At 44.6% G+C, this 11387-nt stretch carries 14 protein-coding genes and 1 riboswitch; of the genes, 4 read left to right on the forward strand and 10 right to left on the reverse strand.

Features of this window, described 5'->3' with window-relative positions:
* Positions 1–8: 8 nt before the first annotated feature.
* The 8 genes from CH76_RS12425 to CH76_RS12460 all read right to left on the reverse strand — a co-directional run bounded on the left by CH76_RS12425 (position 9) and on the right by CH76_RS12460 (position 7610).
* A complete protein-coding gene (locus CH76_RS12425; RefSeq protein WP_036146898.1) occupies positions 9–1046 on the reverse strand; it encodes a ribonucleotide-diphosphate reductase subunit beta in 1038 nt (345 codons plus the stop codon).
* 15 nt (positions 1047–1061) lie between these two features.
* A complete protein-coding gene (locus tag CH76_RS12430; RefSeq protein WP_036146899.1) occupies positions 1062–3287 on the reverse strand; it encodes a ribonucleoside-diphosphate reductase subunit alpha in 2226 nt (741 codons plus the stop codon).
* A 177-nt stretch (positions 3288–3464) separates the two neighbouring features.
* A riboswitch (cobalamin riboswitch) is annotated at positions 3465–3651 on the reverse strand.
* 84 nt (positions 3652–3735) lie between these two features.
* Entirely contained in the window at positions 3736–4140 is a 405-nt protein-coding gene (locus tag CH76_RS12435; protein WP_036146902.1) for a bifunctional adenosylcobinamide kinase/adenosylcobinamide-phosphate guanylyltransferase, read from the reverse strand.
* Entirely contained in the window at positions 4080–4682 is a 603-nt protein-coding gene (locus CH76_RS12440) for a histidine phosphatase family protein (protein WP_036146905.1), read from the reverse strand. Before CH76_RS12440 ends, CH76_RS12435 begins: the two co-directional genes overlap by 61 nt.
* Positions 4652–5413, reverse strand: a complete 762-nt coding sequence (gene cobS, locus CH76_RS12445; RefSeq protein WP_036146907.1) for an adenosylcobinamide-GDP ribazoletransferase — start codon at positions 5411–5413, stop codon at positions 4652–4654. The genes CH76_RS12440 and cobS overlap by 31 nt, the downstream gene beginning before the upstream one ends.
* Positions 5414–5425: 12 nt before the next feature.
* Positions 5426–5983 carry a bifunctional adenosylcobinamide kinase/adenosylcobinamide-phosphate guanylyltransferase gene (locus CH76_RS12450; RefSeq protein ID WP_081892707.1) on the reverse strand — a complete coding sequence of 186 codons (558 nt, stop codon included), beginning with the start codon at positions 5981–5983 and terminating at the stop codon, positions 5426–5428.
* Positions 5980–6951, reverse strand: coding sequence for an adenosylcobinamide-phosphate synthase CbiB (cbiB, locus tag CH76_RS12455; protein ID WP_036146912.1), 972 nt, complete (start codon positions 6949–6951; stop codon positions 5980–5982). The genes CH76_RS12450 and cbiB overlap by 4 nt, the downstream gene beginning before the upstream one ends.
* Positions 6942–7610 (reverse strand): adenosylcobinamide amidohydrolase, encoded by a 669-nt coding sequence (locus CH76_RS12460; protein ID WP_152553342.1) that lies wholly within the window; start codon positions 7608–7610, stop codon positions 6942–6944. Before CH76_RS12460 ends, cbiB begins: the two co-directional genes overlap by 10 nt.
* 136 nt (positions 7611–7746) lie before the next feature.
* Here CH76_RS12460 and CH76_RS12465 point away from each other — a divergent pair, with 136 nt between their 5' ends.
* From CH76_RS12465 to CH76_RS14120, 3 genes are all read left to right on the forward strand, one after another.
* Positions 7747–8070, forward strand: a complete 324-nt coding sequence (locus CH76_RS12465) for a multidrug efflux SMR transporter (protein ID WP_036146916.1) — start codon at positions 7747–7749, stop codon at positions 8068–8070.
* On the forward strand, positions 8070–8381 hold the full coding sequence (locus tag CH76_RS12470; RefSeq protein WP_036146917.1) for a multidrug efflux SMR transporter: 312 nt from the start codon (positions 8070–8072) through the stop codon (positions 8379–8381). The genes CH76_RS12465 and CH76_RS12470 overlap by 1 nt, the downstream gene beginning before the upstream one ends.
* Before the next feature lie 315 nt (positions 8382–8696).
* Positions 8697–8960 (forward strand): hypothetical protein, encoded by a 264-nt coding sequence (locus tag CH76_RS14120; RefSeq protein WP_036146920.1) that lies wholly within the window; start codon positions 8697–8699, stop codon positions 8958–8960.
* A 5-nt stretch (positions 8961–8965) separates the two neighbouring features.
* Here CH76_RS14120 and CH76_RS12480 read toward each other — a convergent pair whose 3' ends face one another.
* Both CH76_RS12480 and CH76_RS12485 read right to left on the reverse strand, forming a co-directional pair.
* On the reverse strand, positions 8966–9187 hold the full coding sequence (locus CH76_RS12480) for a hypothetical protein (RefSeq protein WP_036146922.1): 222 nt from the start codon (positions 9185–9187) through the stop codon (positions 8966–8968).
* Positions 9188–9257: 70 nt separating this feature from the next.
* Positions 9258–10616, reverse strand: a complete 1359-nt coding sequence (locus tag CH76_RS12485; protein WP_036146924.1) for an aspartate kinase — start codon at positions 10614–10616, stop codon at positions 9258–9260.
* A gap of 251 nt (positions 10617–10867) precedes the next feature.
* On the opposite strand from CH76_RS12485, the gene CH76_RS12490 reads away from it, so the two are divergent.
* The gene (locus CH76_RS12490; RefSeq protein ID WP_036146927.1) at positions 10868–11260 is read left to right on the forward strand and encodes a hypothetical protein; all 393 of its coding nucleotides are present in this window, start codon (positions 10868–10870) and stop codon (positions 11258–11260) included.
* Positions 11261–11387 lie beyond the last annotated feature (127 nt).

Below are 11387 nucleotides of genomic sequence, written 5' to 3' on the forward strand. Positions count from 1 at the left end.
CTTTCCTATTATAGTTCGTCGAAGCCGTTATCCTCAACGTTCACTTTTACGTATTGACGTGATTTTTGTTCGAAGAAATCGGTTTTACCCATATCTACATCTTCATACGCTTTAATCCATTTCATTGGATTTTTGCGGTAGCCCTCGTATGGGCGCTCATAGCCCAGTTGGTTACAGCGCACATTCGTATAGAAGTAGACGTAGTCCTCAATGTCCTCATAGTCTAATCCTTCGATTTTATCACCAATAATCTCGCGTGCCCACTCCACTTCAAGTGCTGCCGCTTCTTTAAAGATTTCGATGACTTGTGCCTCACGCTCTTTTGTATCATACTCCGGAAACTCGTTTAAAATTTCCTTGTAGATTTTAATAAATAAATCTACGTGCAGTTGCTCATCACGGTTAATATAGTTAATCATTGTGCTTGAGGCAACCATTTTTTGATTGCGTGCTAAGTGATAGAAGAAGGCAAAGCCTGAATAGAAGAATAATCCCTCTAAAATAATATCATGCACGATTGATGTTAGTAAGTGGTCTACAGTTGGATTTTCGATGAAATCACGGTAGCCCTTAATCACAAAGTCGTTACGTTTTTCGAGTGTTGGCTCTGTACGCCAAAAGTCGAATGTTGCATCTTGTACGTCTTTTGTTGTGATGCTTGATAATACGTACGAATACGAGTGATTATGCACAACTTCTTGTTGCGCTAAAATAATCATTAAGGCATTTAGGCTAGAGTCCGTTAAATAATCCGCTACGCGCCCTGCATAGTCCGTCTGAATAGAGTCAAGTAAGGCAAGCAAGCCAATAATTTTTAAGAAGGCGTTTTGCTCATCCTTTGTTAGCTCAGGAAACTGTTTAACATCATTACTCATGTTAATTTCAAATGGTGTCCAAAAGTTACCTAGCATCTTTTTGTATTTTGGGTACGCCCAGCTAAAGCGGACGTCATCCCAGTTTAAAATATTAGACGAGCGCCCGTTAATAATACCTGTTGAGGCGTTGGGTGCTGTTTTGTCCATAATCGTGCGTTCGTGTACTTGCATTTGTTTTCTCTCCTTTTAGCTTTCGCATGAACTACAGTCAATTAATTCAACGGATGTTGAGCGTACATAATACGTCGTTTTGACACCGCTATCCCATGCATTTAAATGGAGTTGTAGTAAGTCCTTCGCCTTTACTGTATTTTGTACATACAGGTTAAACGAAATCCCTTGGTCAATATGGCGTCCGCGTGCCGCATTTTGTTTAACTGACCAGTTTTGGTCAATAAAGTACGCTGACTTGTAGAACCATGTCGTTTTTGCGTTTAAATCTGGTACTGTTACCGGAATTTTATAGTCCTTTTTCTCCTCAGAGTAGCTCTTTTGGAAAATTGGGTCGACTGAGGCCGTTGAGCCTGCAATAATCGCTGTTGTTGAGTTAGGGGCAACTGCCATTGTGTAGCCATTACGCATACCTTGTGTGGCAACTTTTTCTTGTAAGTCTGCCCATGCCTCGCCCTCGTAGCCACGCGCTGTAAAGTACGCGCCTGTTTGCCAGTCTGAGCCTTCAAATAATGGGTACGCGCCTTTTTCGGCTGCTAAGTCACTTGAAGCTTGGATCGTTAAGTAAGCGATTTGTTCGTATAGTTCGTCCGCAAATTGTACAGCTTCGTCACTTTCCCATGCGATTTCCTTTAGGGCAAGCAGGTGATGCCAACCAAATGTGCCAAGCCCGATACCACGGTAGCGTGCGTTTGTGCGCTCTGCCTGACGTACAGGAATGGTGTTAAGTTCAATGACATTATCAAGCATACGTACTTGAATTGGGATAACGCGTGCTAGTACGTCCGCTGGTACAGCGCGTCCTAAGTTAATCGAGCTTAGGTTACATACAACAAAGTCGCCTGCTTTGCGCTTTGTGACAATCAGACCGTCTTCAAGTTCAACTGACTCAAACTCCGTTGGGCTCATGTTTTGCGCAATTTCGGTACAAAGGTTTGACGAATAAATCATGCCTTCGTGTTTATTTGGGTTTTTACGATTGACTTCATCACGGTAAAACATAAATGGTACGCCTGTTTCGAGTTGTGAGCGCATAATACGCTTCATAATATCAATCGCAGGTACGACTGTGCGTGTTAGCTCAGGGTTTTCAACACATGCCGCGTACTTGTCGCGGAATGAGCCTTCACCGCGTTTTTCGTCGTAGTAATCTTCTAGGCTAAAGCCCATGACATTACGTACTTCATGCGGGTCAAATAAGTGCCAGTCACTACGCGCTTGTACGGCTTCCATAAAGATGTCTGGTAGGCAAAGCCCTGTAAAAATATCATGCGCACGCATACGCTCGTCACCATTGTTTAAGCGTAGGTCAAGGAAGGTAAATACGTCCTTATGCCATACATCAAGGTAAACTGCAATCGCACCTTGGCGCTGGCCTAACTGGTCAACGGATACGGCTGTATTGTTAAGTTGTTTAATCCAAGGGAGTACACCACTTGATGCGCCCTTAAAGCCGCGAATTGCCGACCCACGGCTACGGATTTTACCCATATACACGCCAATGCCGCCGCCAAATTTTGATAGTGTGGCTACGTCCGTATTTGAGTCATAAATACCTTGTAAGCTGTCGTCTACTGTATCAATAAAGCAGCTTGAAAGTTGACCATGTGTTTTACCTGCGTTCGCAAGTGTTGGTGTTGCCATCGTCATATATAAATTACTCATTGCCCAGTAAGCTTCTTGTACTTTAGCAATGCGGTTGTCTTTTTCGTCTTGCATTAAAATCATCGCAATGACCATAAAGCGCTCTTGCGGTAGCTCTACCGTTTGCTTGCTGTAATCACGCACCACGTAACGGTCAATAATTGTTTTTAGACCGATGTACGTAAATAATGTATCGCGCGCTGGCACGATGGTATTGGTTAATGTTGTTAATTCTTCAGGTGAGTATTTTTCAACAAGCACAGGTGAGTAAAGCCCTGCTGCTACATATTTAGCTAGGTTAACGCTAAAGCTCTCGTATACGTTGTCTGCCGCTACACCGCGCAAACTTGCTGCATCATGGTACAGTTTATGCAAATAAATATCTGCCGCTACAAACGTCCAGTACGGCTCTTCTTCGTCGATAAAGCCTAATGTTTGAAGCACCATCGCATCTGCCCACTCGCCGTAGGTTGCCGCTTCGTTTTTACGTAAAAAACGATCGGATTGGCGTAAAAATTGCTCAATTGCTTCCTCACCGTATTTTTCGGTAAGTGCGTCTACGCGTGCTGAAATACTTGTCATTGTTTTGATTGTCATAAAAAACCCTCCTAAAAATAAACGTACAGTAGTTGTACGGAACAAACGCTTGTCACAAAAAAACCATACACCTCAGCGGGTGCATGGTAAAAAAATGCATGGTTAAGAAATGGAAAAAAGGATTAAGTGAACTAGACAACGTAATCGCTCGCTTCCACTTCTCAATCCCCGAAGAGTGTGTGCTATTTGATAATCGGCAGGTCTACTGGCTCTCGAATCACCCTCCATCTACCCTTCCCGCTCATGCGCAGTGGCTCGTAGATTTCGTCATCGTTTACAGTTGCGGGGACAGCTTTGCGCAAATTTTTTGGCAAATTCCCTTTTTCAGCTCTATCGCTAGAGCACCGTATATCAAAACGTGTAATACTATATATAGTATGTGTTTGCTATTAACACTCTAGCATATTGTGTTTGGGCTGACAATAGTTCTTACTCACTTGATTACAAGTCAGACGTTTTCAAACTTTTTTAGTACCTCAGGCAGTCCATACCAGATGCGGGTTACACTTTGTGCCTCCGCAAATAATTGCTGATAAAAACGTCCGCATACATCGCGCAGCTGACGCAATTTTTTGTCCATTGGTACGATGCCGCGCCCAACGTCTGCCACGACAACATAAAGCGTAGCTTGTGCAGCTAAAGCACGCACATCTGTCATTAACGCCTCAACTACCGCATCCTCGTCACTTAAGTCCTGTGTCACGAGCCAGTCTTCTAAGCAATCGATAACAATGACAGGTGCGTCAATAGACGTCAGAGCTGTGCCAATCAACCAACTTGCATCCTTACCTTCTACGATTTTTTCGACATATGCGGTTTTGCCGCTATGTGCTCCTCCAATAAATACGTGCATCGTCGTGCCTCCTCAAAGTCTTGTTGGTGTTGCCAAATTAGGGTGTAAACTTGCTCATGCCCCGCGCTGTAATGCCAGTACGGGTGCTCTTTTGGGGCGAAGCGTTGCAGTAACGCACGCACTACGCCGCCGTGGGTCATAATAATTGTTTTATCACGCGCATTTGTTAAAAAACCTGCATAGACGCGCTGTAAAAAGTCCGCAAAATTTTCGCCGTTAGGCACAGGAGCGTACGGGTCATCTAGCCACGCGCAGTATGCGGCATTATGCTGTAATTGCGCGTACGTTTTGCCCTCAAAATCCCCAAAATCCAGTTCGCGTAAACGCGGCTCTTTAATGTATGTAGCATGCGGAAAATACGCCGCCGCTGTTTGGCGACAGCGCAGTAAATCACTACCAATGATCGTGTGCTGTGCATAGCTTTGCACGGGCAACGCCTGCGCTAGGATAGCATCATCTGTCCAACCAAGGTACTCTTTACGCGCGTTCATTGGTGTTTTGGCATGACGCATTAGGCGTAGTACAACAGCAGCACGAGCCATAATAGCACCTCCGCCCCTTCGATGTAAGCACCGAGTAAATCGCCTGAAATACCGTCAAAATTGCGCAGCGCAAAGCTACGGTAAATCACGACTGTTACGAGTAGTACAATGGCTAAAATAATAGGTAAAATACTAGCGCTCAACAATACAAATAGTGCAATAATCGCATTTAACTGAAACAGCGCAAAATAGGCTGTTTTTTTGTGCAGCTTTTGCATAAAGAAGTGCGCGATGCCTTTGTCTTTAGCCGGCTTAGTCGTTAATAAAAATAACAACATGCCGTTACGTGTCATAAATGGCAGTAAAATAAGCACCCACCAACTTACAACACCAAGCTGAAGCAACTCATAAAGCAAGGCGATTTTTAATAAAATTAAAAATACAAATGCCATAACGCCAAACGCACCAACACGCGGATCATCTAAAATCTCGTGGCGTTTTTGGATATCGCGATACGAGAAAAAGGCATCACATGTATCAATAAAGCCGTCTAAATGTAGCCCTCCTGTAATAATGGCACTTGTTAAAACGAGCGCTAACGCTACTAGTAATGGGGTGACATTAAAATGAGATAGGCCCCATAATACGGCATAATCTGCCGCACCAATCAGCATACCTAGCCATGCGAGGGTAATAAACATCCCTGTTACTGTGCGCTTTGTCAGCGGGATTTCGCGGTGCACAGGCACTACCGTAAAAAATTGCAGTGCTGCTAAAATACTATGCCACACACTAAGCCCCCCTTACTTCCACTGCTTGGCAATGCCCTCAGTTAACTCGTACGCCTCGTCTGCCTCGGCAACTAGCCACTGATGAATATCACCTAGCACTTTGCGGTAATGGTTAAGCTCATTATGACGTAAATCAGGCTCGTCAAATAATTCATTTGATACGACATAGAGCGTAATATCGCGGGTGCGGATGGTCGCTAAGGCATCTTTTACAATGCCGCGCGCCTCCTCTAAGCGCTCGCTACTATTAATTGTTTTGTTTTGCATTGGCATATACATCATATTTGTAAGCCACGTCGTGACACAGTCCCACAGTACTACGTCACCCTCGCGTAAAGTGCTCATTACTGCGCCAATACGAAGCGGGGCCTCGATGGTGTGCCATGTCATGCTTTGACGCTCTCTATCTTGTTGATGGCGTGCGATGCGTTGTTTCATTTCACTGTCCATTGCCACACCAGACGCCATATATACAAGGCGTCCTTCAGGCGTATAGCTATTACTCGCTAACGCCTCCGCAAAGGCAGATTTACCACTGCGTACACCGCCTGCAATAAATACTAGTTTCAACGTAATCCCTCCCATAAAATATGTAGCGCTACAACAATCCCTGCGCCAATAATTGTAAAGCCTAGTGTTGCGATATGCATGTGCGTAATCACTTTTTTAATATGTGCGCGCGTGAGTGGTACTTGCTTTTCGCCCATAACTTGACGATAGCTCGTCACGCCCTCGTATTGATTATAACCCCCAAGCTGAATGCCTAGCTGAACGGCTGTTGCCGCTTCTAAGTAGCCACTATTTGGGCTTGGGTGCACCTTCGCATCACGCCACCAGCGCGTAAGGCGTTGTTTGAGCGTTTGCGGTGTTTCGTTTTTAGTCAATAGGACAATAAGTAGCCCTGTAATACGGCTTGGGATGTAATTAACAATGTCGTCAAGCACAGCCGAGCACGTACCAAATGTTGCGTACTTGTCATTTTTATACCCGACCATAGAGTCTAGGGTGTTAATGGCTTTATATGCCCATACGCCCACTGCGCCAAATAACAGCGCATAAAAAAGAGGTGCCGTAACACCATCGCTCGTATTTTCGGACACGGTTTCTACCACGCCGCGCACGAGCTCGCCTTCCTCAAGGTGCATCGTATCTCGCCCTACAATCCACGACAGTTTAGTACGTGCCTCTTGCCAATCTCCTGCCACAATTGGCGTATACACAGCCATTGCCGCTTCCTTTAGGCTCTTTTGCGCTAATGCTGTACCAATGAGTACAACCTCTGTCGTAAAGCCTAACCAAAAGTGAATGCGGTAGGTTACGACCATAATTGCCCCTACTACAAGTACTGTTACCCCAACTGTACAAAATGTTAGCACAGCTCCCTTTAACCTACGATGCTCACCATGATTGAGCCGCTTTGTTAGCGCACTAATGAAGTTGCCAATAAAGCGTACAGGGTGTGGCAGTTTTGGCGGGTCACCTACTACCCAATCAAACACTACCGCAAGCAGCGTTGCCCATACAAAAATTAACGCCATGTACCAGCACCCACCTCTTTTTTATACGCGCGAATGGCCGCAAGCATCGTTTGGTAAACCCCATGCCCAATTAATTTGCCTAGCTCCGTAATAGGCCCTGCATATTGTTGGTAGCTCCCTTGTTGTGAGCTCGCCACAAGTACACTATCTGTCGATGTACCCGTTGCGAGGGTGTGGGTTTCTGGGTCGAGGATGTTTTCGGTAAAAAGTGCTTTTGTTTTAGCCTCCGTTGCCGAAATTAACCCTTGCAGTAACGCCTCGTCGGATAGTTTAGCGTCCACGAGCACCCACATATTAATTGTGCCCACGTGATAGGTTTCGCTGCGCAAAAGCGCCCGTGTAATGTCTACCGCATTGCCAAGCCCTGCTGTAACCATTACCGTCAGGCTTAACTCGCCATGCGTAAACGTACGAATGACCGCATGTTTAGCGTAAACTGCCGTCATCATCGCCACCGTTTCTTCTATTATAAAGCCGTGCGCTGTTAAATAACGTGTGTACTCGGCGTGGGGATCGCGCTCATCATAACTTTTTGGTACTGAACGGTTCACAAAGTTCTGATAATAGCCGATGCCCGCATTGATCATTGCCGACGACGCCACCTTCATTGGTGCTGGCGCACGAAAAATAACGCAATCTGCGGTTTGTTGTATCGTCATTGCCACTCCCCCAAAATGTTTCTGTGCTAAGTTTACCATGATTTATAACGAAGCAACAGATGACCTTAGTTGACAACGGGCGGATTATGTGAAAAAATACAGAAAACTGACGACCGTTCGTAAAGGAGAGGATAGTATGAATAAATATTGGTTTATGGTGCTACTTGCAGGGTTAGTTGAGATCATTTGGGTAGTAGGTTTAAAGCATGCCGACAGCGTCGCTACATGGGGCGTAACAGTTATCGCCATTATTGCGAGCTTTTATTTTTTACTTACTGCTATGGCTCACTTACCTTCTAGCACCGTCTATGCGATGTTTACAGGCATTGGTACAGTAGGTACGGTGCTAACCGAAATTTTTATTTTTAACGAACCCGCACATGCGATTAAACTTGTGCTACTTGGTACATTAGTTATTGGCATCATCGGGTTACACCGCGTTACTGGGGAGGTGGCATAATGGCTTGGATTGCCTTATTAATTGCTGGGATTTGTGAAGTAGGCGCAGTTTATAGTATGAACCGTGCCGCCCATAAAAAAGTAGATGGCTATATTTTTATGATTGTATTTTTCGGGGCGTCGCTTGCCTTACTGTCGTATGCGATGCGTACCATCCCAATGGGTACAGCCTACGCCATTTGGACAGGTGTTGGCACAGCAGGCGCTACGATTATGGGTATGTTGCTGTTTAATGAAGCCAAAGATTGGCGTCGCTTTTTATTTATTGGCATTATTATTGCCTCTGTTGTAGGCTTAAAACTTGTTGGTTAAGGAGGGATTACACTGAAGAAGGAAGAAATCGCACGCGCAGCACTCGACTGCTTTACAGATAGGGGCTATGAAGGCGCATCGCTCGCACAAATTGCGGAAGCGGTAGGCTTAAAAAAGCAATCGCTGTACGCCCATTTTGCGGATAAGGACGCGATATTTTTAGCGGCCCTGAGCTACTCTAAAGCACAGGAACTTCGTTTTTACGAACAGTTTTTTGCGCAAAGTGAAGGTGCACTTGCCGATGTATTACAGCGTTATTTAACCGAACTTGCTACGCACTTTCGTACATCGCGTGCCCAACAATTTTGGCTGCGTATGAACTTTTACCCGCCACAGCACCTTGCGGCTACCGTCGAACAAGAGGTCGAAAGCATTTACCTCGCGAGTGAACAGTATTTTGTGGCGCTTTTCACCAAGCACAAGCAAGCGCTTGCGGTAACACCACTCGTTGCGGCAGATGCCTTTATTGCGCTTACTAATGCTTTGCTAACAGATATTTTATACAATACCCCACAGGCCGTTGCTACGCGTAGAGTTGAAGCGAGCTGGCACGTCTTTTATACAGGCATAAAAAAATGAGATGCTCACTTGGGCATCTCATTTTTGTGGTTTGCTTTCCACTCTTTATGTTGCTTTGTAACCGCCTTATAGCGCATTACAGAGCCAATAATAATAAACACCCAGCTGACGGCTACAATGCCGAGCTTCATGTTTTTTGTTTCTGCTGGAATAATATTTAAAACTGTCAGCGCAAATAGCACAATACCAAAGGCCGAAATCCCAAAACCAATTAACATTTTATTCAACGTACTAACCTCCCACTCCGTAGTGTAACGCAAAACGCACACACCGACAACTGCGGCATGTGCGACTGGCTTATGCAGTTACATTTGAGAAGAACTCTGCGTAAAGTGCTTGTAAAATTTGGTTTTCGTACATCTGCATAACCCCAAACACTAAGCTCACTTCAGACGAGCCTTGGTTAATCATTTCGATGTTAGCCCCTGTATGTGAAATTGCTGCAGCTGCGCGTGCCGCAAGCCCCGTATTATGGCGCATGCCCTCACCTACAATAACAATCATCGAGAAGCCATGACGGAACTCCACATCATCCGCAAGTAACTCCTCTTTCACACGGCGTAAAATGCGTGCTTCCATATCATCTGATAATTGATCTGAGCGCATAATAACCGAAATATCATCTAAGCCTGATGGCGTATGTTCATAGGAAATATTTTCGTCCTCTAAAATGTGCAGTAACTTACGACCAAAGCCGACTTCACGGTTCATTAAATACTTAGATACGTATAAAATTGAGAAGCCATTATCTGCCGAAATCCCCGTCACAGGACGACCACTTGACGAACGTTTTGATACAATGCGTGTGCCTGGTGCTGTTGGGTTATTCGTATTTTTAATGTTTACAGGTACACCCGCTTTAAAGACAGGCATTAACGCCTCGTCATGGAACACCGAAAAACCAGCGTAAGATAATTCACGCATTTCGCGGTACGTAATCTCTTTAATCTCTACTGGGCAATTAACGACTTTTGGATTTGCCGAAAATACGCAGTCCACATCTGTAAAGTTTTCGTACATATCAGCACGTACAGCTGCCGCAATAATCGAGCCTGTAATATCCGAGCCACCGCGGTCAAATGTACGCAGTGTGCCGCCCTTTGTATAGCCAAAGAAGCCAGGGTAAACAATAATTTCGTCCGTATCAGCAAGCTTAGCTAAATTATCATACGCCTCTTGCATCGCATACGTACGCTCTGGTAAATCATTAACCACAAGTGAGTTAAGCGGGCTCTCGTAGCGCGCCTTCATACCAATGCTCGAAAAATACGCCGCAATCAACTTAGCGTTATTATCCTCGCCACTTGCTTTAATATTATCAATAAATAGCTCTGTGTTTGTTTGGTCTACTTTAATGCGCTCATGTAAATCCGCCTTGATTACCTCACAAATCGCCTCGTCTAGCCCAAGCCCTTGTGCAATCGCGCGGTAGCGTGCTACAACTGCCTCGATTTTTTCGTCTACGGCAACGTCTTTTAATGTGGCATCCGCAAGGTCAATTAGTAAATCTGTAACCTTAACATCCTCGCCTGTGCGCTTACCTGGCGCTGATACCACCACAATTTTACGCGCTGGATCACTTTGCACAATACTTGCTACCTTTTTAATTTGCTCTGCACTCGCTACTGAAGTACCACCGAATTTACATACAATCATCATTATCATTTCCTTACTTTTTTTATTATAGTGTACGCCTTAGAAAAACATTTGCTTTTACACAGTGTACAAACTATGTGTTTTTTCGTCAATACCATTTGTGTAACTGTTCATAATTTAGGCATAAATTCTGTATATTTGTACTATTATAGTAGTAATGTGTGCAATAGTTAAGTCTTTTTCGAAAATTTAGTATAGTATGCACAATCGTACGATGGTACAATGCCTATGTACGAAGTGGAGGGGTTAGTATGGGGAAGTTAACAAAGCGTAATATTTTATGGGTCATTCCGATTGGGATTATGATTATCTTCTTTATTATGTTTGGACCAAAAAAACAAATTACAGATAATGCGTACATTCAGTATGTGCAAGGCAGTACACTCGACGCATTGGGCACAAAAACGCTCGGCTCATTAGCGGATAGCTGCGAAAACGCCAAGTGGATTTATTTCGAAACCTCAAAAAATCAGGATGTGGTGGAGTTGCAAGGTGACTGCGCGTATGCGGATGGCAAGGATACCAAAATCCAATTTTTAGTGGACGATGAGCGTACCGAAATCCGTACAGGTGCGATGCTGCTCGACAATAAACAGCTGACGCCTGAGGAGCGCGATGACAAGCTCCATCAACTATTACAATAAGCAAAAGCGCACAATGCAACGGCTAAGCCCTTGATGTTGTGCGCTTTTTTGGTGCTGTTTATTTTAGATCGAGCGGAAACAAAATCGTTTCCTCCTTAGGCTATCCAGTCAAACTGCTTTGCTTTAC

It is taken from the genome of Lysinibacillus sp. BF-4 (genome assembly GCF_000743635.1).
GTDB classification, from domain to species: Bacteria; Bacillota; Bacilli; order Bacillales_A; family Planococcaceae; genus Metalysinibacillus; species Metalysinibacillus saudimassiliensis.